Below are 21,009 nucleotides of genomic sequence, written 5' to 3' on the forward strand. Positions count from 1 at the left end.
CTGCTCCATGCCGTAATGGTCGGTGATGGCCTTCATCTGCATGTCGTCGCTGATGATCACGCCCTGCCAGCCCATGCGCCCGCGCAACAGGTCGGCAACAACAGCGCGGGAAAGCGTGGCAGGATATTGCGGGTCAAGCCCTTTGTGATACAGGTGCCCAAGCATCACCATGCCGGGCCAGCCTTGGGCAAAGGCCTGCGCGTAGGGCGCAAGGTCGGCCTTGGCGTTCCAGCTGCGGGTGATGTCCGTCAGCCCCAGATGCGAATCCTTTTGCGCGCCGCCCTGACCGGGAAAATGTTTGAGCGCGGGGATGATGCCGCTCTGGGCCAGCCCCTGCCCAAAGGCCAGTGCGTGCGCCGCCACAAGCGCCGGATTGGGGCTGAAGCTGCGCTCCAGCGCGCCAATGGCCGGATTGGCGGGATTGCTGTTCACATCCGCCACCGGGGCCAGATCAACAGAAATTCCCAGCGAGGCAAGTTCCACGCCCAGTTGCCGGGCGATGGCGCGGGTTTTCTCAGGGCTGGCCGCGCCCATGCTCTGGGCAGAAGGCAGATCGGCAAAGCCGCGTTGCGGCTTGAGCCGCCGCACCCGTCCGCCCTCCTGGTCAACTGCTATGAGCAGGGGGCAGGGGGATGCCGCCCGCAGCGTGGCTGTGAGCTGGCGCACCTGCTGGGGCGAAATGATATTGCGTTCGCCGCCGGTGGCAACATCCCGGTCAAACAGGATAATATGTCCCACATGCCCGGCGTGCACCTGCGCAAGAAAGGCATCGCCCTGGGGCAGATCCGCCCCACGAAAGCCCAGCATGAGCATGGAACCAATCATGACGTCCAACGATGGCGCGGCACTGCCCGCGCCTGTTTTAGCAGGCACGGACTGCGCAGCCGAGGCCCCGGCGCTCAGCAGGGGCGAAAAACAGAGGGCCAGCGCAAGCGCAAGCAGACAAAGCGTGGCCCCACCCTTGCGCGCGGCAGCAAAAAAAATCTGACTGGCGGAACAGCGCCAAACATCGGGGGATTTGCCCCTGTTTACAGCATCAGACACGACTTTTTGCCTCAACTTTCAGGGTCAAGCGTTGTGTAGGGGGCCTGCCCCTGGCAGCCAAGGCACTGCGGGCCGTGATCCAGAGGATAGGCCTCGCCGCAGCGGGGGCAAATGCCGATGGTGCCCATATGGTCATGCCCCAGAAAAACCTTGTCCACCTGCACACGCTGCACCTTGCAGATGCTATAGCCGGCTTCTTCAATTTGCCGTTCTAGCTCCACAATATCCTGGGCATGCTTGGGCTTTTCCTTCATGAACCAGCCCTGGATTTCCGGATAGGCGTATAACTTGGCCGGGTCTATGCTCACGCGCACGCCCACGCCAGATTTTTTGTCGTACAGCGAAACCGCGTAAAGCCCCAGATCGCGCACATGCAAACGCTTGTTGCCCGTGCTGCACAGGCTGAGCAGCTGCACCGCGTCCGGCAGGCATTTGCTGGTTTCCGCCAGTGCTTCAAAAAGGGTTCCTTCGGGCAGCATCCCCTTGGCAAGCTCGACCATATAGCCGCCGATAAGCAGGCCGGGAGCCGCGCAACCGTGGAACTCCTCTGCAATCCCGTGGAATTGCGAAAACGTATACGCGCCGATATTCATGGATATTCCGTCGTGCTGTCCGCCGTGTGCGGAAGGTAAGGTGGGATGCGCAGGCAGGAGGGCCGCGCCGCGGGGCAAAATGCCTTCCGTCACTTGGCATCATTTACCGCCCAGCGTCAAGTGCGCGCGGCTGCGGTGCTTGACCCGGCAGAGCGCGTGCTGCTATCGGTTGAGCACGGTCAGATTCATGCATCAGCATTCCGCGCTAACCTGTACGGGCGGCATAACCGCATGAGGCACCTCACATGCAGGCTCTTATAATCATAGATATTCAGAACGATTACTTCCCCGGCGGCAAGATGGAGCTTTGCGGCAGCGAGGCAGCGGCGGATAATGCCGCCCTGCTGCTCAAGGCCTTTCGCAAGGCTGGAAAACCTGTTTTTCATGTGCAGCATATTTCTCTTGCGCCTACGGCCACGTTTTTTCTGCCCGGCACCGCAGGGGCGCTCATTCATGGCAGCGTTGCGCCGCTTGCGGGCGAAGCCGTGGTGGAAAAGCACTTTCCCAATTCCTTCCGCGACACTCCCCTGCTCGCCCTGCTCCAGGCGCAGAACATCACGGACATCGCCATAGCGGGCATGATGACCCACATGTGCGTGGATACCACCACTCGCGCCGCCTTTGACCTTGGCTTCACCTGCCATCTTGCCCACGATGCCTGCGCCACCCGCGATCTTGAGCACGACGGCAAAACCGTGTGCGCGGCCCATGTACAAACAGCCTACATGGCGGCTCTCGGCCAGGTGTTCGCCCAGGTGCGCAACACGCAGGAACTGTGCGCGGTCATCAGCTAGAGCAGTTAAGCCATTTCATTCGCAAACTGCTCTAAACCCCGCAACACCGCCTTTGCACTACAAATCAACGCACTTGCGCGCTGCACACTCCATCGGGGGGCAAATCATGGCGTCATTCCTGTTGCGATTCCGTTTTTCCACACTGGCTCTGTTTTTGTGGGCCAGCCTGTTTACAGTGTTTTCGCTGGTTTCCCTGCCCTGCCAAGCGCAGGAAAAGGCAGGCCTGGAGCTGCTCCTGCTGCACACCAACGACCTGCACTCCTACCTTGCGGGCAGGGATGCCCACGGCAACGCCTGCCTGAAATCCGAGGGCTGCACGGGCGGTTTTGCCCGCCTTGCCACAGCCATGAAGCGCGCCCGGGCGGAACACGACAACGTGCTGGCCGTGGACGCGGGCGACCAGTTTCAGGGCACCCTGTTTTTTACCGCCAACAAGTGGCCCATGCTGGCCGACATCAACAGCCTGATGCCCTATGACGCCATGACGCTGGGCAACCACGAATTTGACGACGGCTGCGAGGCCACTGCCGGATTTGTGCGGGCGCAGCCCTACCCGGTGCTGGCCGCCAATCTGGATGCCCGCCCCGGCTGCCCCCTGCGCGGAACGCCCTTCCGCCCATGGATCATCAAGGAGGTACGCGGGGTCAAGGTTGGCATTGTGGGCCTTGCCAACCCCAGCGTGCGCACGCTTTCTGCGGCCTGCCCCGAAACGTGGTTCTACAAGAGCGAAACAACGCTGAAAAAGGCCGTGGCGGAGCTGGAAAAGCAGGGAGTGCGGCACATCATAGCCGTGACGCATCTTGGCCTGCCAAAGGATCTGGAACTGGCCCGCAAGGTGGACGGCGTGGATATCATTGTGGGGGGCCACACCCACGACTACCTTGGCCCCAAATCATCCAAAGGCCCGTACCCCATTGTGGAGCACTCGCCCTCGGGCAAGCCTGTTCTGGTGGTCACTGCCGGGGCGCTTGCCAAGTATATGGGCCAGCTTGACGTGACCTTTGACGCGCAGGGCGTCCCGGTGCGCTGGCAGGGCGAGGCCCTGCCGCTGGATGCCTCCATTCCGCCCGACCCGACTGTGGAGGCCAAGATTGCCCAGTATGCCCAAAAGCTGGAAGCCTTTACCTCCGTTACCGTGGGTCAGAACAACCTGAACGCGCCTGACGGCCTGCATCAGTGCCGCATAGGTGAATGCCTTTCCGGCCTGATCGCCACCGATTCCATGCTGGACTATGGCCGCCCCTACGGAGCGCAGGCCGCCATTATCAACGGCGGGGGGTTACGCGCCCCTCTGCGGCAAGGCGCGCTGACCCTTGGCGACATGCTGGCCGTGCTGCCCTTTGGCAACAAGGTCATCATCCGCGATTTCACAGGCGAACAACTGCTGGCCGCTCTGGAACACGGCGTGGCCGACAACAAGGGCGTTGGCTCCCCCGTGCTGCACACGGCGGGCCTGCGCTACGTGTACAATCCCGCCCTGCCCTCCGGCAAACGCATTGTGCGCGCAGAGCTGCTGGACGCGGGCGGAACCGCGCGCGCCCTTGACCCTGCCGCCCGCTACCGGGTGGTTCTTGTGGATTACCTTGAACGCCGGGGCGATGGCTACGCCATGCTTGCCAAGGGATCGCCCGTGGAAGCCCCGGACCCGGTTGATGTGGACGTGCTGGCGGCATACATCAAAAAATTCAGCCCGCTGACGGCCTTGCCGCCTGACCGCCTGATCCGCCAGACAAACTGATTGCTGCATGGGGGCAGGCTGAACCGCCGCGCGGCTCCACGCCCGCTGCAACCTGAACATGCCCGAGAGAGTCTGAACATGCCGGAACATGCCCGCCCTTGGGACTTGCCAAGGGCGGGCATGTTGGGCAGTGTGGCGAAAAAGTTGAGGCCTTATGAATTCCCGCGACCTTATCATGGTCCTTTCTTCGCTGCTTTCCATGGCGGCGGGCGTTTTTCTGCCCCAGGCGGCAGAACCGCTTGCCGCAATGCCGCGCCTTATTCTCATTTTCATGCTTTATATGAGCTTTCTGGCTGTGGGCATGGAAGCCCTGATGCGCGAAATACGCCACATGAAGGGCACACTCTGCTTTCTGGTGGCCTTGCGGCTTGCGGTGCTGCCGCTGCTGTGTCTTGCGGTCTTCCGCCTGCTCATGCCCCAGTTTGCGCTGGGGGCCTTTCTGCTGGGCGCAGCGCCAGTGGGGGTCATGGCCGCTGTTTTTTCGCTCATGGTGGGGGCTAATACGGCGCTTATTCTTGTGGCCAACATCGCCACGTCCCTGCTGCTGCCCGCAAGCCTGCCCGCCGTGCTTTCCGCAACCGATGCCGCGCTGCGCCTGCTGGGGCTTGAGCCGCTCAACATGCCCGCGCATCTTGAACTGGGACACATGAGCCTGTCGCTCTGCGTGACCATTCTTGTGCCCTTTGCCGCCGCGCATATTACGCGCATTCACCTTGACGGGTTGCGCAACCTGCTTTTGCGCTGGCAGTTCCCGCTCATAACCGTGTCCATCGTGGTTTCCAACATTGCCATCTTCAGCCACTACGGCGACCTGCTGCGCCAATCGCCCGACCTGCTGCTCAAATCGCTGGGCGCGGCCTCCCTGCTCTGCCTCGTCATGACGCTTGCCGCCATCCCCTTGGCCCGCCGCATGAGCAGACAGGTGGGCATGGCCTTTCAGATTTCATTCGGCGTTATCAACAATGTGCTGGTCATGATCGTGTGCATGGAATTTTTCAGCGCCACAGAGGCGATCATGGCCGCCGCCTATCTGGCCCCCCTGTACGTGCTGCTGTTTTACTACCGCCTGTGCAGCCGGGATAAAAAGCAGGGCTGACATGGCAGTGAATGCGCAGCCCTGGCGGCAAAAACGGGTTTACTTGCACCCCCGGCGGATGTAGAAATCACCCAGGGGATGGAGTTCCCCTTGAACCGCATTTGCTGATAACTCCTACCAGGGCCAGGGCGTTGGTAGACTATTTTGCGACCGCGCCCAAGCGCGGTTGCTTTTTTATTCAACGCCGGGGCATTACCGCTGCCATCGGCAAGCATGAAAACGCGGGCAGCGTGGGCCATTAACAGCCGTACCTGCGCCGCATAACGGATTGACGCATGGTCAAAAACGTTCTTGTCATCACATTGGGGGCCGGTGCCGGGGCCTGCCTTCGCTGGGTGCTTTCAATGCTGCTCAATTCCATCTTTCCGGCTGTCCCGCTTGGCACGGTGGCGGCAAATTTTATCGGCGGGTTCGGCATCGGGCTTTCGCTGGGCGTGTTCAACTCGCTGCCCGGTCTGGCCCCGGAATGGCGGCTCTTTATCATCACCGGTTTTCTGGGCGGCCTCACCACATTTTCCACCTTCACGGCGGAGATCGGCACCCTGCTGCAAGAACAACGCATCGGCATGGCCGCCGGGGCCATAACCCTGCATGTCTGCGGCTCGCTGATCTGTTTTTTCATGGGCCTTGGCGCGGTTTCGCTTCTCAAATCCCTTTTTCGTTAGGAGCAGGCCATGGACGGTTACAGACTGACATTTTATACGCAGCAGGGGCGCTCGCACGGGCACATGAGCATCGCGGAATGGCTGCTCAAGGAAGCAAAGGCCCTTGGCGTTGAAGGTGCAACCTTTGCTGCGGCGCAGGGCGGTTACGGGCGCGACGGTAAATACCACAGCGCGCGATTTTTTGATGTGGGCGAGCAGCCCATGGAAGTGACCATGGCCGTGAGCCCGGAGCACAGCGAGCAGCTTTTTGCCCGCATTGAGCAGGAAAATTTGCAGATCTTCTACATGAAAATCCCTGTGGAATTCGGCATCACCTGCTCGGGAAAAAATCAGCCCGCCTGACCACAGGCGGAACTATCCCTCCCAATAAAAAAGCCCCCGGCGGAGATGGCCTCTCAGACCATTTCCGCCGGGGGTTCACTGCTTCAACTGAAAAAACTAAGCCTGATCCAGACCCCACTGATCTTCCACTGGCAGGTCGGCAAGACGGCGGCGCAGCATGTCCAGCGCATGGCTTGAGGCCAGGCGACGCGTCCAGTCGCGGCCAAGATAGCGCCCTTGCGGACGCATGACGCGCAGCCAGACGTGCTCCGCATCACTCAGGGCAATATACACAAGGCCCACAGGCTTTTGCGGCGTGCCGCCGCCGGGGCCAGCCACGCCCGTGATGCCAATGCCGTAATGAGCGCCGCTGCACTCGCGCACCCCCTGAGCCATGGCCCGCGCCACCTCCGGGCTGACAGCCCCGTGTGCGCACAACACATCGTGCGGCACGCCGAGCAGCCGCTCCTTGGCCTCGTTGGCATAAGTGACCATACCGTAACCAAAAACATCCGATGCGCCGGGCTGGTCAGTGATACGCTTGGCAAGCAGGCCGCCGGTGCAGGATTCCGCAGTGGCAAGGGTTTTGCCCTGACGCGCCAGCTCCTGCACCACCACGGTCTCCAGCCCCGCAACATTCACGCCGTACACAAAATGCCCCAGCAGTTTGCGCACCTCCGCCACCATGGGGGCAGCCAGAACCTCGGCAGCGGCGGCATCCTGCGCCTTGGCCGTTACCCGCACAAACATTTCCGCATCGCCCGCATAGGTTGCCGCCGTGGGGTTGGCCCCGCCGGTCAGCTCCGCAATGCGCAAGGCAGCCACGCCCTCGCCTATGCCAAAAGTCTTTACCATGAACGAGGATATGACCGACCCGCTCATGCTCCGCAAAAAAGGCACGGCGCTGTCGTGCAGCATGGGCAGCAGTTCGGATGGCGGCCCAGGCAGCATGAGCACCCAGCGCCCGGCGCCCGCAGGCGTGGCGCAGCCGGGGGCGGTACCCGCCAGATTGGGAAAAACCACGGATCCGCGCGGCAACATGGCCTGCTTGGCCTGATTGGCCGACATGGGGCGCGTACCGAAATATTCCCGCAGCCGCGCCATGCTGTCCGCATGTTCCTCAAGCGGCGCTTCAGCCACCAGGGCTACGGTTTCCTTGGTCAGATCGTCTTCCGTGGGGCCCAGGCCGCCGGTGGTGATGACAACCTCCGCGCGTTCCAGCGCCTCGCGCAGGGCTTTCTCCAGCCTTTGCGGGTTGTCGCCCACGGTGTGCACCTGTAAAAGATCCATACCCAGCGCAGAAAGCTCCCGCGCCACATGGGTCGCATCCGTATTGACCGTATGCCCCAGCAAAAGTTCTGTGCCGACCGATATTATTTCCGCCTTCATGCGGCCTCCGTTTTGCTTGATGCGCATCCACCTGCAAAGGCGTAGAATGCGCCGTTGAGCATCCTAGTCTCCCAGCTTGCGCGGCGCAAGACTGACGCGCTGCGCACGCAAAATTTCCCGGCAATGATCGCTTGACAAGCCCGAATATCTGGGCCAATCATTTCTTACCAATTTACTAAGAAATGATTTGTCGACTAGAAACATATAAACTGCAAAAGAATCAGGGGGCTGCAATGAGCGAAAAAAAGAAACCACGTTTTGAAACCCTGCAAGTTCATGCAGGGCAGGAACAGCCGGACCCGGCTACCGGCGCACGCGCCGTACCGATCTATCAGACAACATCCTTTGTTTTTGACGACTGCGCACACGCTGAGGCGCGCTTTAACCTCACAAATGCCGGCAACATTTACGGCCGCCTGACCAATCCCACGCAGGACGCATTTGAGCAGCGCATCGCAGCACTTGAAGGCGGTGTTGCGGCCCTGGCCACGGCCAGCGGCGCTGCGGCGGTCACCTATGCCCTGCAAAATCTGGCTGAAGCTGGCGACCACATTGTGGCCGAAAAGACCCTCTACGGCGGCACCTACAATCTGCTGGCGCATACTCTCAAGGCCTGGGGCATCGACACCACCTTTGTGGATCCCGATGAACCCGGCGCTTTTGAACGCGCCATCACACCGCGCACCAAGGCCATCTTTATCGAGACCCTCGGCAACCCGCACAGCAATATTGTGGATATTGAAGCGCTGGCGGATCTGGCCCATAAAAACGGCATCCCCCTGGTGGTGGACAATACCTTTGCCACGCCCTGGCTGCTGCGCCCCATCGAACACGGGGCGGACGTTGTTGTGCATTCGGCTACCAAGTTTATTGGCGGTCACGGCACAACCCTTGGCGGCGTGATTGTGGACGGCGGCAAATTTGACTGGGAGGCCTCGGGCAAGTTTCCCCAGCTGTGCGAGCCGGAACCGAGCTACCACGGCCTGAGCTTTACCAAGGCAGTAGGGGCGGCAGCCTATGCGGTGCGGGCGCGGGCCATCCTGCTGCGCGATCTTGGAGCTACACTTTCGCCCTTCAACGCCTTTATTCTGCTTCAGGGGCTGGAAACCCTTTCACTACGGGTTGAGCGCCACGTCAGCAACGCGCTGGCAGTGGTGGATTACCTGACGAAACATCCCAAGGTTGAGCGGGTCAACCACCCGTGCATCGCCAACAGCCCCAGCCACGCCTTGTACCAGCGCTATTTCCCCAAGGGGGGCGGCTCCATCTTTACCTTTGAGGTCAAGGGCGGCGCGGCCGAGGCCAGGGCATTCATCGACAGGTTGCAGGTCTTCTCCCTGCTGGCAAACGTGGCGGATGCAAAATCGCTGGTCATCCACCCCGCATCCACAACGCATTCGCAGCTCACTGCCACAGAACTTGCCGAAACGGGTATCCGGCCCAACACGGTCAGGCTTTCCATTGGCATTGAGCATGTGGACGACATTATCGAAGACATTGCACAGGCCCTGGGCTAAACCCGCACGCTGCACTGCGCGCACAGGAGCCGCTGCACTGTTTCAAAGGCCCTGCCGCTATACGCGGCGGGGCCTTTTTAGCTTGCAGCCTCGAGTAAAAGGCATTGTCTTTTCAGGGGCCATTGCATACAACTGGCTGATCCATTGTAATGCTCTGCGACCGGGACAGCCTGCCCCATCTGGGCAAGCCGCCCGCCGTTAACTGTGCGCTCTCAAGCAGGAGACTTTTCATGTTCAGAAAATTTGCGATTCTTCTTTTTGTCATGCTCCTGGCCACGCCCGTGCTGGCAGATGAGGTGAGTACAAAGTATATTTCCGTTGACCTTCCCGACAACTGGAAGGCCGTTATGGCTCCCACAGAAAATCAGGGGACCACCACCGTTATCTTTTCAAATGCCTCGGGCAATTCCACGGTGGGTTTTGTGACCGGCCCCAACGGCGGCGCGGACACCAAGACTGTTGCCGAAATGTTCGCCAACCAGTTCAAGGCGCTCAAGCCCCCGGTGGAAAAAAACGGACAATACACCTTTGCCTTCACCCAGCAGCAGACCCCTTGCCAGTCCTGGGTGGCGGCGTCTGGCGATATTTTCATGGTCACCACAATCACCGGCGACCGCAAGCTTGGCCTGGCTTTTATCAAAAAGTATGTAAAGAGTGCGGAATACGCCAGCCTGCTGCCTAAATAGGCAAATTCTCCCGGTCAATTTTAAGCGTTGATAAAACATCAGGGGCTGTCGGCATTGCAGACAGCCCCTGATGTTATTTACTGACACCCCAAAGCGCATTCACAAGGGGGCGCATTCCTGTCCGCAATCCTTCCAGATTCTTTTAAGGCGGTTCACCACGGCATCTGAGTACATGTCGTTATTGCGGCCTGCCGCAACCAGATTGTCCAGCAGATCCTTGCTGCGGCTCAGGGCATGTTGAATGGGCGCATAGGCGGGATCTTCCTCCAGCACTACGTTATAGCCATCCATATCCTTGATGCGGTAGCGCAGCGGCACCTTCCAGTTGCGAACACACATGTTGTACAGATAGTAATTCACTAAAAACAGTCCCATGCCGCCGGATTCATCCTTGAAAAGCCGGCCATGTTCCTTGCCTTTATTCAGGTCTGTATCTTCGTATTCCGAATTGTCGTACTTGCCGCCGTTTACAAAAAAACCATTGGCGTCATAATAGTATTGCGGCAATCCGGCACAGTTCACGCGTGAGCCGTAATCCCCGTCATCTGCGCCGTACAGGCCGTAATCCTCGCTCCAGTAGCCCAGCATGTCTGAAACACTTTTGGGAATAATAATGGCACTTCCCATGAGCGTGGATGCGCAGATGCCAAGTATGCCGTCTTCGCTGGTGATCGTGTCGGGATTTTTCACCATGTCATGCGCTTTGAATGTTGGCCCCAGTGTAGAAACAGGATCGCCGTGCGCCCACAGCCTGAAAAGATTTTCCAGCCAGTGGGGCGTTATGACCGCCATATCATTGTCGAGCTTCATGTAATAGGGGGCGTCCACAGCGCGCCAGCCGATGTTGCAGGCGCAGGATATGCCCATATTGCGCGGCAGCAGAAAGAGATTGTCGATGATCCCGTCTTTGTGCAGTTCCACCAGCCGGTCTCGCAGGAATTGCTCGCTGCCGTTATCCACCACCGTAACTGCATATGCGATGCCTGGTGCGGTTTTGCGCAGAGCCAGCAGCGTCTTCTGCATAAGATGATACCTGTTAAAAACAGGAATGGTGATGTTTACAACAGGATTGACCATCTGAACGCTCCTGTACCGACCAGTGATTCAGAATGATGCGAGGACTAAAGCAGTTAACACATTTCATTTGTAAACTGCCCTAACGAACCTCTTCCATCAGCCAGCGGCGCATGAAGGCCAGCCCTGCGGCCCGCGCCTGAGTGCCGAGCCTCTGGGCGTCTTCGCGTATGACGCGGGGGTCAAAACCGTTGACGCCAAGTTCGCAGCAATGGCCCACAAGCCATGTTTCCATCAGGGCCGCGTCCATTTCCGCATGGAACTGCAAACCGAGCTGCCCCGGCCCGGGCCGGAAGGCCTGATGCGGCGTGATGGCCGTTGAGGCAAGCAGGTCGCTGCCCCGGGGCAGATCAAACGTATCGCCATGCCAGTGCAGCACAGGCGCGCCCACAAGCTCCGCCAGAGGGCCGCTCAAGCCCGCCGGGGTGAGTTCAACCTGGCCCCAGCCAATCTCCTTGGCAGTTCCGGGGTATACGTCGGCATCAAGGGCGCTGGCCATAAGCTGCGCGCCAAGGCAGATGCCCAGCAGTGGTCGGCCAGAAGCAAGGCGGCTCGCCACAAGCACCTTTTCATCGGCAAGGAAGGGATACAAATCTTCCTGATACACGCCAATGGGGCCGCCCAATACCACGGCAAGGTCGGCATCCTTCCACAGTTCCGGCTCCAAGGGCACAACCCCGGCCTGCACATAGCTGATCGCAAAACCCGCTTCTTCAAGCGGCTGCACAAACACACCCAGATTTTCAAAAGCCACATGCTGAATAGCAACGCAACGCTTCATGCTTTCTCCCGATGCAGAAATGCCTTTTACACTGGCTGCCGTATGGACAAATACGGCAAGCAGCGTTTGCGCCCGCCACTCTGCGGGCATTCTGAACGCCACGGGGGGAAGTTGTACGCGCCCAGGAAACCAAATTGGAGCAATGCAGCTGAAGGTGCGCAGGCTCAACATTCTGCACCGCATACCCAGGGGCACACACGCAAGCATACTGCGCCTGCGCTTTTTTGCTGCGTCTACCCGCACAATTTTCAGGACAATTGCAAAATACCCTTGCCCTGAATGAGCCAGGCCAACAGTCTGCACCAGCAGTTTTCCATCTCGCATGGTACGCAGCTTGTGGATGAAGCGCAAGAATGCCACTGCCTGCCCGGCAAAAACATCTTGCTACAAATTTATTTTTTTTGTTACTAAACATTCAGCCACGTCATGACACAGCGGCAACCCCCTCCACCTCAACCAACAGGAACTTTCTATGTGGAAAATTTGCTGCGCCAGCCTTGCTCTGCTGCTCATGTGGGGAACCCAGGCCCAGGCCCATTTCGGTATGGTCATTCCCTCCACCCCCACGGTTGCCGACAAGAAGGACGCCAACGTGCAGTTGGAGATTTCCTTTGTGCATCCCATGGATATGCAGGGCATGGATATGGCCGCGCCTGCGGCGGCTACCGTCACCCATGACGGGAAAACAGAAGACATCAAGGCAACGCTCAAGCCCGCCACGGTGCTGGGCCACAAGGCATGGCAAACCACCTACGGCATCAAAAAGCCCGGCGTGTACCAGTTTGCCGTTGAGCCCGCTCCTTATTTTGAACCTGCGGAAGACAAGTTCATCGTACATTACACCAAGACCGTGGTGGCAGCCTTTGGCGAAGAAGAAGGCTGGGATGCCCCCCTTGGCCTGAAAACGGAAATCGTGCCCCTTACCCGCCCCTTTGCCAACTATACAGGCAATGTATTCCGTGGCCGCGTTCTGCTTGACGGCAAGCCCGTTGCCGGAGCGGACGTGGAAGTGGAATGCTACAACAAGGGCAAGGCCCACACCGCCCCCAACGATTTTTACGTCACCCAGGTCGTGAAGACCGATGAAAACGGCGTCTTTACCTATGGCATTCCCTGGGCAGGATGGTGGGGCTTTGCTGCCCTGAACACCTCCGCCGAAAAAATGGAATACAAGGGTGAAGCCAAGGAAGTGGAACTGGGGGCTGTGATGTGGGTGAATTTTGCCGCACCCAAGACCAAGTAATACTGCGCCAAGTATGGCTGCGGCAGGCCGGGCCGGAAATTGCCCCTTCCGGTTCGGCCTCTGCGCATGCGGCCTTGCAAGGTGAAGCCAGGCAAAGGCCAATCATAAGGATTGATCATGCATATTGCTGAAGGCGTTCTCTCCCCTGCCGTGCTTGCCACGGGCTACGCCCTTACCGCCGCCGGAACGGCCCTGGGCCTGAAAAAACTCGATTATGACCGGCTCATGACCGTGGCCATTCTGGCCGCGACTTTTTTTGTCGGCTCGCTTATCCATGTGCCCATCGGCATTACCAGCGCGCACCTTATTCTCAACGGCCTTCTGGGCGTGATACTCGGGTGGGCGGCCTTTCCGGCCATTCTGTCGGCTCTGGCGCTACAGGCGCTTCTGTTCCAGTTTGGCGGCCTTGTGGTGCTGGGGGTCAACACCTTCACCATGGGATTTTCAGCTGTTGTGGCGGGCTATGTGTTTCGGGTCCTGTGCCGTGCGTGGCCCACACCCGCAGGGCAAAAGATTGCCGCTTTCTGCGGCGGCGCGCTGGGCGTTATGGGCGCGGGCCTGCTCACCGCGGTGGCTCTGGCTTCCAGTGATGAAGGCTTTGCCACAGCTGCGCGGCTGCTGTTTTTGGCGCATCTGCCCATCATGCTGGCCGAAGGGCTTATTACCATGCTGACCGTGGGCTTTATCGCCAGGGTGCGCCCTGAAATGCTGCGGCTGAGCGCGGCCTGAGGCATAAGGAGTCTCCATGCTTTCCATTTGTTCGCGCAAGGCATTCTCACCCATGCTGCCCGTACTGTTGTCCACGCTGTTTGTGATCTTCACGCTGGCATTGCCCCATGCGGCTCAGGCCCACCGGGTCAATATTTTTGCATGGACAGAAGGGGATCAGGTTGTTGCGGAATGCGGCTTTAACGGCGGCAACAAGGTCAAGCAGGGACAGGTGGTGGTGTATGATGCCGCCACTGGCGCAAAACTACAGGAAGGCCGCACCGATGATCAGGGCGTGTACCGTTTTCCTGTTCCCGCTGAAGGCAAGGCCCACGGCCTGCGCATTGTCGTCAAGGCTGGCGAAGGCCATCAGAACGAATGGATGATGGACGCTGCCGAACTGGCGGCTATCCAGACGCCCACCACTCCCGCCAGGGCAGCTGAAACAAAGGACTCGGCGCAAGCTGCCGAAAAGACATCTCCGGCAACACAAGCAGTATCCACGGCAACCCCCGGAGCAAAAGGCGCGGCTGCGCCCACCCCAAGCGCTGTCGGCGTCAGCTCCGGGGAGCTGCAAACCATTGTCAACGCGGCGCTGGACGCAAAGCTTGGGCCCATCCGCCGGGAACTTGCCGAAATGCGCGTGTCCCGCCCCGGCTTTTCTGAGATCTTCGGCGGCATCGGCTGGCTGGTGGGTCTGGCGGGCATTGCCCTTTACTTCAAGGGACGTCGGGGGTAATGGCTGGGAGTGTTTGACCAGCCCTTTGTTCGTCCGTCGCTCATACAGAGCATTGACCCCCGCGTTCGCATGGCCTTCGCAGGGGGTCTTGCGGTATGCATTTCGCTGCTGCACAGCCTGACCGCGTGCGGCATGGCGCTTGCTCTGGGTCTGGCCCTCTTGGCTGCGGCCAATCCGCCTGTACGCGCGCTGCTGCAACGCCTTGGCGCCATCAATATCTTTATTGTTTTTCTGTGGTGCGTCACGCCCCTGACCACGCCGGGGACACCGCTGGCGCAATGGGGAATGCTCACAGTGAGCGCCGAAGGCGTGCGCCTTGCGCTGCTGGTGAGCATCAAGTCCAATGCCATTGCCTGCGTCTTTCTGGCGCTTGTCGCCACCATGAACGCCCCCACCGCCGGTCATGCGCTGGAGCGGCTGCACTGCCCGCCCAAGCTCGTTTTCCTCTTTCTCTTCACAGCCAGATACGTTCACGTTATCGCCCAGGAATGGCACACCCTGCTGGTGGCGGCACGGTTGCGCGGTTTTCGTCCGCGTACCAGCATGCATACCTACCGCACCCTGGCATCCCTGCTGGGCCTGTTGCTGGTGCGCAGCTACGAACGCTCGCTACGGGTGCGCGAAGCCATGGTCTTGCGTGGGTTTTCCGGCCATTTCAGATCGGTGACGGTTTTCCACGCCCAAAAGGGCGACTGTATTTTCGCGCTGGGCCTGCTGCTGTGCATGGCGGGGATAATCGCGGTTGAATGCCTGGGAGGCCTCAATGTCTGACCACCATCACAATGCAGCAATTTTCAGCCTCGAGGGCATCTGCTTTGCTTACGGGCAGGGCAACTCGCCGCGCACAGTGCTGTGCGATGTGGATTTTTCGCTGCATCCCGGCCAGCGCATCGGCCTCTATGGGCCAAACGGAAGCGGCAAGACAACGCTTTTCCGCTGCATCACTGGTTTGGCACGGCCTCAGGCAGGTCAGGTGCTGTTCCACGGCACGCCCCTCAAGGACGAAAAGGATTTCTACGACTTGCGCTGCAAGGTAGGATTTGTGCTGCAACACGCAGAAGACCAGCTCTTTTTCCCCACCGTGCTGGAGGACGTGGCCTTTGGCCCCCTGAATCTCGGCTTTTCAGCTGACGATGCAAGAGACTGCGCCCTGGACACCCTGCGCGATCTCGGCCTTGCCGGTTTTGAAAACCGCCTTACCCACCGGCTTTCCGGCGGCGAAAAAAAGCTCGTATCACTGGCTTCAGTGATGGCCATGAAGCCAGAGGCCCTGCTGCTTGACGAACCCACCAACGGCCTCGACAATGATGCCCGCCAGCGCATCATCGACATTCTGGGCAGCCTGGACACAGCGCGCATAACCATTTCCCATGATTGGGATTTTCTGGCGCAAACATCCACCCAATACCTCACCATCGCCAACAACCGGCTGAGCGCCTGCGCCCCTTCCTTTGCCCACGCCCACATGCACGCCCATCCGCTGGGCAACGAACCCCATGAGCATTAATCACACACCGTTTTGCTGGCGGAAATCTTCAACAATGCAAAGCTAATGCACCCGCAGCTATCTGCTATAAAATAATTTTCCAACCTGCCGCCTCGCCCCGCCCAACTGTAAAGCCGCGCTGGCGTTGCCCACTGGCTCGCCTCCGGCAGCCCCGTGTTTTAATTCCTGAGCATGATATCTAATTATATATATAAAATGATAGTAGCATTCTTTCCTAAACAATAGTAATGTCGCGCAGCAATTTATACTCTGCGTCAGATTCCTAGATTCCTTTCTTTTGGCACCGTATCTTGGCCTCCCAAGGATTGCCATGCGCGAACCCGATCCCAGTCTCCCCTTGCCGCTTATCCAGACGGACACAACCGATACCGTGCTGGAATGGCGTGTTGCCCCAGACCTTCTCCGCTTCAGCCTTGGGGCCAAGCGGCTGCTTGGCATTGAAGCAAATCCTCCTTGCAGCATGGCGGCATTTCTTGACGCATGCCTCGAGGATAAAAGAGATATACTAGGGCAATCATTGCAAACGTTTCTGGAAGGGCACATCGGCGCGCATATGGAAATATGCTTTCCCCTCAATGCTCTTGTGGCGCGAACCCAGCTTATAACCCTTGCGCGCAACGGTGCAGGGCAGGCAGAGCATGTGGTTGGCTGCATCAGCGCGGTGGAACGTCAGGCGCAGCAAATTTTGCCATCCGCGCGTTTTTCCATGCAGCACCTTGTCACGCAGCACTCCACGCAGGATGCGGCCCGCCTGATGCTGGCGCTCAATGCTTCCGGCGATGGACTGTGGGATTGGGACGCCAACACAAATACCGTCTACTACAGCCCCCGCTATATCGAAATGCTGGGCTACACTGCCGAGACTTTCCCCGCAACATTGCTCAGCTGGGAAGAAAAAATCCATCCCGAAGATTACGCCCACGTGGTGCCCATACAAAAAGACATCATTGCCTCGCCCTCCCACGGCGACACCTTTGAATGCACCTACCGCATGCGCAGGGCAGATAACACCTGGGCCTGGATTCTTGGCCGCGGCAACGTGACGCAACGCGATGACAGCGGCAGGGCCACGCGTGTGGTGGGCCTGCATACCGACATCAGCGCAAGTCAGGCCGACAGGGCACACCTTGAAGACATGGTGCGCAACGACCCGCTCACCGGTTTACGCAGCCGAACTTTTTTTACCATGACCGTGGACGAACTGGAGAAAAACGCTGTTCGGCCCGTGGGGATAATCGTTGCCGATGTCAACGGACTGAAAATGATCAACGATTATCTCGGGCACGAAGAAGGCAATACCGTGCTTTGCCAGGCGGCCCTGCTGCTGCGTGGCGGGCTGGATTCCGCAGCCTGCGTGGCGCGCATGAGCGGCGATGAATACACAGTGCTGCTGCCTGGATGCGACAGCCTGAAGGTTGCCGAAATTTTGCATGAGCTCATGCAGCGCTTTGAAAGGCACAACAGCCAGCAAAACCGGCCCCCGGTCTTACTGGCAATGGGTTCCGCCTGCGCGGAAGACATGCAGACCAGCATTGCCAACGCCATTGTGGAGGCAGACCGGGCCATGCTGCGGAACAAACTGACCACAAGGGCTGAAACGCGCCAGCGCGTTCGCGACTGGATTGAAAACCACACCTTTGCCAAGGTTTCCATGAACGACTGCCGCTATCTGTAACACGCAACAGGCAGGCCGCGCACCCGCCGCTCTTGACGCAAGGCTGGCTTTGCGCCAGAGTATCCCCATGTCGGAAGATAACCCTCCCCCTACGCAGGCCCAGGACTCTGGCATCGGCATCAGCAGGCAATCGCCTCTGGAACAGCCGATAGTTCAGGAGACCGAAAGCGGCCAAAAGTTGTTACAGTTCCTGCAAAGGCGGCTGAACTTGCCACCCACCCTGCTCCACCGCTGGGTGCGCACCGGACAGGTGCGTATCAACGGCAGCAGATGCAAGCCCTTTGCCCGCGTGCAGACAGGCGACATTGTTCGCCTTCCTCCCTTTGCCTTCAAGATGGCGGAAGAAAGCGCATCAGAAACGGCCCCCCAGCCGCTGATGGATACAGCTCTCGACACGCAGTCGGTTGATTCGCCTCCGTTGCCGCCCATGATCGGCACAGACGGTTACCTGTGGGCCTTTAACAAACCCGCAGGTCTGCCTACGCATCCCGGCACGGGGCATGACGACAGCCTCAGTTCCCGGCTGGCCGCCTACTTCGCAACCGCGCCCTTCAAGCCCACGCCCGTGCACAGGCTGGATAAGGAAACCTCGGGCGTACTGCTGGTGGCGGCTTCGTACGAAGCCCTTGCCAAGGCTCAGGACGCCATACGCGATGGAACGCTGGCCAAGGAATACGTGGTCTGGGTGCAGGGCCGCTGGCCCTCTGCCGAAACGCAGATGCTGCGCCACTTTCTGCGCAAGGATACTGCCCAGGGCTATGAGAAGGTGCGCCCGGTCGCGCCCGGCGAGACCGACAGCCGCGAGGCCTTGTGCATGGTGCGCCCCCTGAGGGTGGAGCAAGCGCAAAGCCTGTTGCTTGTGCGCCTGCTGACAGGCCGCACGCATCAGATCCGCGTACAGCTTGCCACCGTGGGGCATCCTGTGATTGGCGACACAAAGTACGGGCAGGCTGCGCCCACGCGCCGTCATGTGCCGCGCGGGGCTTACGCCCTCCCGGCCCCGGCCCGCATGGGCACAACAGAAAAATCTGCCCCGGAGCCGGAAAATTTGATGCTGCATGCCCTGCGCGTAACCATGCCCTGCGGGCACGTGTTTTCGTGTCTTCCACCATGGTCTGGCAAGCATGCCCTTGAGCAGATGCCAGAGCCTGTCGCCGCCATGGCAACCCCGGAATATGGGGACGGGTGCGGGGTCTTCCCTTTGACGGAACAAAGTGCTAAAAATAAATTTTTACGCCAGTAAAACAGCCCTGAAACCCAGCTGTCCTGGCAGCCGCGCGGTCTGCGCGGCACTACACGCCAGACGCCTCAGAGAGCATATGCTCCGGGCGCTTTCTTTTCATCGGAGCGCATGACCGCATGGCGGCGCACTCCGCTTCACGCTTGCAATCTCGCCTGGCAAATCCCAGGCGTACACTAAGGTATTCTCATGGCAGATACATTGCCCCGCGTCATTCTGGTGGGTCGCCCCAATGTGGGCAAATCCACCCTGTTCAACAGGCTCATCCGCAGCAATCGGGCCATCACCCATGACCGCCCCGGCGTGACCCGCGACCGTATGGACGGCGTGGTGCGCCGCAAGGACACCCCCGTTTTCGGCATTGTTGACACGGGCGGCATCACTCTTGACGCCCACTCCGCCGTGGTGGAAGGGCCCGAAGGCATTCGCGGCTTTGAGCGCGACATCCTTGCGCAAACTGAGGCGGCGCTGGTCGGTGCCGCTGCCGTTGCCTTTGTGGTGGATTCGCGTGACGGCCTGCTGCCCCTGGACGAGCATCTCGCGGCCCATGTGCGCCGCAAGGGCCTGCCCACCATCTGCGTGGTCAACAAAGTTGACGGCGTGGAGCGCGAAGATGAACTCATGGCGGAATTTCACGTTCTGGGCTTCCCGCTGCTGGCGGTTTCCGCCGAGCACGGGCACAACATCACCGCCCTGGTGGAAGATCTGGTAGCTCTGCTGCCGGAAGAAACCTCCACCGAACCGCCCGCGCCGCCGACCCTCAAGCTGGCCATGCTTGGCCGCCCCAATGCGGGCAAGTCGTCGCTTATCAACGCCATTTCCGGCATCGACCGCATGATTGTTTCCGATGTGGCGGGCACCACGCGCGACAGTGTCGACGTGCGCTTTGCGCGCGGTGGACGCGACTACGTATTTGTGGACACTGCGGGTGTACGCCGCCGCACCAAGATCAGCGACAGTCTGGAAAAGTACTCCGTCAACTCGGCCATCAAGTCGAGCACCAAGGCCGACGTGACCCTGCTGACACTGGACGCCGCCGAAGGCGTGAGCCAGCAGGACAAGCGGCTCATGGACATGCTGAACACGCGCAAAACGCCCTTTATGGTGCTTATCAACAAGTGCGATCTGGCCCCCCGCGACTCGCTGGACAGGCTCAAAAAGAACGTGGCCGAAATGCTGGCCTTCTGCCCGCATGTGCCGATTCTGAATGTTTCAGCCCTCAAGGGAACCGGCCTGAAAAAAATCCTGCCCCTGGCAACCCAGATTCACGAAGAATGCAGCGTGCGTATTTCTACCGGCAAGCTCAACCGCGCCATGGAAGAAGTGCTCGACAAGCACCAGCCGCCTGTTGTCAAACGTGTGCGCGCCAAGTTCTTCTACCTGACCCAGGCGGAAACCGCGCCGCCGACCTTTGTGTGCTTTGTGAGCGATGCTGACCGTGTTCCTGAAAGCTATACCCGCTATCTTGAACGCGCGTTGCGCAAAATATTCGGCATCACGCACGCCCCCATGCGCCTGCACCTGCGCTCAAGCCACAAGAAAAAATCTGAAAAATAGCGGCAGGCCTGGCTGAAACCAGGCTGCCCGCCGAGCAAAAAAAATCCCCCGGGTCAAACCGGGGGACACAACGTCAGTCTGCAAAAGACGGCAAGCCCAATGAGCATGGATAAAAGAGCTTGAATGGCGGAGACGTATAGGGGTCGAACCTACCACAGACCGCAAGGCCTGCCACCGGTTTTGAAGACCGGGCGCCACACCGGTGACGAAACGTCTCCGCATGGGCGCACCATAGGGCAAAAGCCCCTTGCCCGCAAGAGGGCAAACTTATTTGGCCTTTGCAGCGCAGCAAAAGCAGCAAAGCCCGCAGCACAGTTTGAGCATGCGCAACACGCACCCGGCATGCTGTTTTGACTTCTGAACGTCAAACCTCCATTGCCAAGTGTGTTTTGCGCATTATTATGAACAAGACAAGCGCAGCCGAACCCCCTGTTGCCTGAACTGCAAATGCCCACAAACATTTGACACCAGACACATACAGGTAGTAATTTCTTAACTGTGCTGGCCATATATCCGGCCTGGCCGTGCGCCACCGCGCGCGGAAAACGTAACGGAGGCAGTGTTGAATCAGATAAGTCGCAACCTGATGCTGTGGGCGATAATCGTCCTGGCGATGGTCATGCTTTTCAATATGTTCCAGCA

21 protein-coding genes, 1 tRNA gene and 1 riboswitch are annotated in these 21,009 nt (G+C 59.4%); of the genes, 15 read left to right on the forward strand and 7 right to left on the reverse strand.

From position 1 onward, the window contains the following. Both VEZ52_RS06815 and VEZ52_RS06820 read right to left on the reverse strand, forming a co-directional pair. Positions 1 to 1,044 (reverse strand): glycoside hydrolase family 3 N-terminal domain-containing protein (locus VEZ52_RS06815; RefSeq protein WP_324836155.1); only part of this gene is annotated, 1,044 nt, incomplete at its 3' end. Between the two features lie 11 nt (positions 1,045 to 1,055). Continuing rightward, positions 1,056 to 1,637 (reverse strand): formylmethanofuran dehydrogenase subunit E family protein, encoded by a 582-nt coding sequence (locus VEZ52_RS06820; protein WP_324836156.1) that lies wholly within the window; start codon positions 1,635 to 1,637, stop codon positions 1,056 to 1,058. A 245-nt stretch (positions 1,638 to 1,882) separates the two neighbouring features. On the opposite strand from VEZ52_RS06820, the gene VEZ52_RS06825 reads away from it, so the two are divergent. The 5 genes from VEZ52_RS06825 (at position 1,883) to VEZ52_RS06845 (ending at position 6,272) form a co-directional block, all read left to right on the forward strand. Continuing rightward, positions 1,883 to 2,431: a cysteine hydrolase family protein gene (locus tag VEZ52_RS06825; RefSeq protein ID WP_324836157.1), complete on the forward strand. Its 549-nt coding sequence runs from the start codon at positions 1,883 to 1,885 to the stop codon at positions 2,429 to 2,431. Between the two features lie 106 nt (positions 2,432 to 2,537). Continuing rightward, the gene (locus tag VEZ52_RS06830; RefSeq protein WP_324836158.1) at positions 2,538 to 4,169 is read left to right on the forward strand and encodes a bifunctional metallophosphatase/5'-nucleotidase; all 1,632 of its coding nucleotides are present in this window, start codon (positions 2,538 to 2,540) and stop codon (positions 4,167 to 4,169) included. Positions 4,170 to 4,323: 154 nt separating this feature from the next. Beyond that, positions 4,324 to 5,265 (forward strand): symporter, encoded by a 942-nt coding sequence (locus VEZ52_RS06835; protein WP_324836159.1) that lies wholly within the window; start codon positions 4,324 to 4,326, stop codon positions 5,263 to 5,265. 65 nt (positions 5,266 to 5,330) lie between these two features. Beyond that, a riboswitch (Fluoride riboswitch) is annotated at positions 5,331 to 5,389 on the forward strand. Between the two features lie 151 nt (positions 5,390 to 5,540). Next, positions 5,541 to 5,930, forward strand: a complete 390-nt coding sequence (gene crcB, locus VEZ52_RS06840) for a fluoride efflux transporter CrcB (RefSeq protein ID WP_324836160.1) — start codon at positions 5,541 to 5,543, stop codon at positions 5,928 to 5,930. A gap of 9 nt (positions 5,931 to 5,939) precedes the next feature. Continuing rightward, complete coding sequence (locus tag VEZ52_RS06845) at positions 5,940 to 6,272, forward strand: DUF190 domain-containing protein (protein ID WP_324836161.1); 333 nt, start codon at positions 5,940 to 5,942, stop codon at positions 6,270 to 6,272. 96 nt (positions 6,273 to 6,368) lie between these two features. Here VEZ52_RS06845 and VEZ52_RS06850 read toward each other — a convergent pair whose 3' ends face one another. Continuing rightward, entirely contained in the window at positions 6,369 to 7,640 is a 1,272-nt protein-coding gene (locus VEZ52_RS06850; protein WP_324836162.1) for a competence/damage-inducible protein A, read from the reverse strand. 233 nt (positions 7,641 to 7,873) lie between these two features. Here VEZ52_RS06850 and VEZ52_RS06855 point away from each other — a divergent pair, with 233 nt between their 5' ends. Continuing rightward, on the forward strand, positions 7,874 to 9,157 hold the full coding sequence (locus VEZ52_RS06855; RefSeq protein WP_324836163.1) for an O-acetylhomoserine aminocarboxypropyltransferase/cysteine synthase family protein: 1,284 nt from the start codon (positions 7,874 to 7,876) through the stop codon (positions 9,155 to 9,157). Between the two features lie 230 nt (positions 9,158 to 9,387). After that, complete coding sequence (locus VEZ52_RS06860) at positions 9,388 to 9,843, forward strand: hypothetical protein (RefSeq protein ID WP_324836164.1); 456 nt, start codon at positions 9,388 to 9,390, stop codon at positions 9,841 to 9,843. Positions 9,844 to 9,942: 99 nt separating this feature from the next. On the opposite strand, the gene VEZ52_RS06865 is transcribed toward VEZ52_RS06860, so the two are convergent. Then, entirely contained in the window at positions 9,943 to 10,920 is a 978-nt protein-coding gene (locus VEZ52_RS06865; RefSeq protein WP_324836165.1) for a glycosyltransferase, read from the reverse strand. 79 nt (positions 10,921 to 10,999) lie between these two features. Continuing rightward, on the reverse strand, positions 11,000 to 11,698 hold the full coding sequence (locus VEZ52_RS06870) for a glutamine amidotransferase (RefSeq protein ID WP_324836166.1): 699 nt from the start codon (positions 11,696 to 11,698) through the stop codon (positions 11,000 to 11,002). A 472-nt stretch (positions 11,699 to 12,170) separates the two neighbouring features. Here VEZ52_RS06870 and VEZ52_RS06875 point away from each other — a divergent pair, with 472 nt between their 5' ends. The 8 genes from VEZ52_RS06875 (at position 12,171) to der (ending at position 20,367) form a co-directional block, all read left to right on the forward strand. After that, positions 12,171 to 12,941: a DUF4198 domain-containing protein gene (locus VEZ52_RS06875; protein WP_324836167.1), complete on the forward strand. Its 771-nt coding sequence runs from the start codon at positions 12,171 to 12,173 to the stop codon at positions 12,939 to 12,941. Between the two features lie 117 nt (positions 12,942 to 13,058). Beyond that, the gene (gene cbiM, locus VEZ52_RS06880) at positions 13,059 to 13,670 is read left to right on the forward strand and encodes a cobalt transporter CbiM (RefSeq protein ID WP_324836168.1); all 612 of its coding nucleotides are present in this window, start codon (positions 13,059 to 13,061) and stop codon (positions 13,668 to 13,670) included. A 16-nt stretch (positions 13,671 to 13,686) separates the two neighbouring features. Further along, a complete protein-coding gene (locus VEZ52_RS06885) occupies positions 13,687 to 14,388 on the forward strand; it encodes a cobalamin biosynthesis protein CbiL (RefSeq protein ID WP_324836169.1) in 702 nt (233 codons plus the stop codon). A gap of 9 nt (positions 14,389 to 14,397) precedes the next feature. Continuing rightward, the gene (cbiQ, locus tag VEZ52_RS06890) at positions 14,398 to 15,159 is read left to right on the forward strand and encodes a cobalt ECF transporter T component CbiQ (protein ID WP_324836170.1); all 762 of its coding nucleotides are present in this window, start codon (positions 14,398 to 14,400) and stop codon (positions 15,157 to 15,159) included. Further along, positions 15,152 to 15,895, forward strand: a complete 744-nt coding sequence (locus tag VEZ52_RS06895; protein WP_324836171.1) for an ABC transporter ATP-binding protein — start codon at positions 15,152 to 15,154, stop codon at positions 15,893 to 15,895. Before cbiQ ends, VEZ52_RS06895 begins: the two co-directional genes overlap by 8 nt. 310 nt (positions 15,896 to 16,205) lie before the next feature. Next, complete coding sequence (locus tag VEZ52_RS06900; protein WP_324836172.1) at positions 16,206 to 17,570, forward strand: sensor domain-containing diguanylate cyclase; 1,365 nt, start codon at positions 16,206 to 16,208, stop codon at positions 17,568 to 17,570. 67 nt (positions 17,571 to 17,637) lie between these two features. Beyond that, positions 17,638 to 18,813 (forward strand): RluA family pseudouridine synthase, encoded by a 1,176-nt coding sequence (locus VEZ52_RS06905; protein ID WP_324836173.1) that lies wholly within the window; start codon positions 17,638 to 17,640, stop codon positions 18,811 to 18,813. A gap of 186 nt (positions 18,814 to 18,999) precedes the next feature. Further along, positions 19,000 to 20,367 carry a ribosome biogenesis GTPase Der gene (der, locus tag VEZ52_RS06910; RefSeq protein ID WP_324836174.1) on the forward strand — a complete coding sequence of 456 codons (1,368 nt, stop codon included), beginning with the start codon at positions 19,000 to 19,002 and terminating at the stop codon, positions 20,365 to 20,367. 124 nt (positions 20,368 to 20,491) lie between these two features. Here the strand turns inward: der and VEZ52_RS06915 are convergent. Both VEZ52_RS06915 and VEZ52_RS06920 read right to left on the reverse strand, forming a co-directional pair. After that, positions 20,492 to 20,585, reverse strand: a tRNA-Sec gene (locus VEZ52_RS06915). Between the two features lie 146 nt (positions 20,586 to 20,731). Beyond that, the coding region (locus tag VEZ52_RS06920; RefSeq protein ID WP_324836175.1) for a hypothetical protein at positions 20,732 to 21,009 on the reverse strand (278 nt) is incomplete at its 5' end.

Source organism: Desulfovibrio sp. (genome assembly GCF_035644575.1).
In the GTDB taxonomy this organism is placed as follows: Bacteria; Desulfobacterota; Desulfovibrionia; order Desulfovibrionales; family Desulfovibrionaceae; genus Desulfovibrio.

Coding starts and splice junctions, on each gene's coding strand:
- VEZ52_RS06835 (WP_324836159.1), top strand. CDS start 4,324: ATGAATTCCCGCGACCTTATCATGGTCCTTTCTTCGCTGCTTTCCATG.
- VEZ52_RS06895 (WP_324836171.1), top strand. CDS start 15,152: ATGTCTGACCACCATCACAATGCAGCAATTTTCAGCCTCGAGGGCATC.
- VEZ52_RS06870 (WP_324836166.1), bottom strand. CDS start 11,698: ATGAAGCGTTGCGTTGCTATTCAGCATGTGGCTTTTGAAAATCTGGGT.
- VEZ52_RS06900 (WP_324836172.1), top strand. CDS start 16,206: ATGCGCGAACCCGATCCCAGTCTCCCCTTGCCGCTTATCCAGACGGAC.
- cbiM (WP_324836168.1), top strand. CDS start 13,059: ATGCATATTGCTGAAGGCGTTCTCTCCCCTGCCGTGCTTGCCACGGGC.
- VEZ52_RS06830 (WP_324836158.1), top strand. CDS start 2,538: ATGGCGTCATTCCTGTTGCGATTCCGTTTTTCCACACTGGCTCTGTTT.
- VEZ52_RS06905 (WP_324836173.1), top strand. CDS start 17,638: ATGTCGGAAGATAACCCTCCCCCTACGCAGGCCCAGGACTCTGGCATC.
- VEZ52_RS06820 (WP_324836156.1), bottom strand. CDS start 1,637: ATGAATATCGGCGCGTATACGTTTTCGCAATTCCACGGGATTGCAGAG.
- VEZ52_RS06845 (WP_324836161.1), top strand. CDS start 5,940: ATGGACGGTTACAGACTGACATTTTATACGCAGCAGGGGCGCTCGCAC.
- VEZ52_RS06865 (WP_324836165.1), bottom strand. CDS start 10,920: ATGGTCAATCCTGTTGTAAACATCACCATTCCTGTTTTTAACAGGTAT.
- VEZ52_RS06855 (WP_324836163.1), top strand. CDS start 7,874: ATGAGCGAAAAAAAGAAACCACGTTTTGAAACCCTGCAAGTTCATGCA.
- der (WP_324836174.1), top strand. CDS start 19,000: ATGGCAGATACATTGCCCCGCGTCATTCTGGTGGGTCGCCCCAATGTG.
- VEZ52_RS06860 (WP_324836164.1), top strand. CDS start 9,388: ATGTTCAGAAAATTTGCGATTCTTCTTTTTGTCATGCTCCTGGCCACG.
- VEZ52_RS06885 (WP_324836169.1), top strand. CDS start 13,687: ATGCTTTCCATTTGTTCGCGCAAGGCATTCTCACCCATGCTGCCCGTA.
- VEZ52_RS06825 (WP_324836157.1), top strand. CDS start 1,883: ATGCAGGCTCTTATAATCATAGATATTCAGAACGATTACTTCCCCGGC.
- VEZ52_RS06875 (WP_324836167.1), top strand. CDS start 12,171: ATGTGGAAAATTTGCTGCGCCAGCCTTGCTCTGCTGCTCATGTGGGGA.
- crcB (WP_324836160.1), top strand. CDS start 5,541: ATGGTCAAAAACGTTCTTGTCATCACATTGGGGGCCGGTGCCGGGGCC.
- VEZ52_RS06850 (WP_324836162.1), bottom strand. CDS start 7,640: ATGAAGGCGGAAATAATATCGGTCGGCACAGAACTTTTGCTGGGGCAT.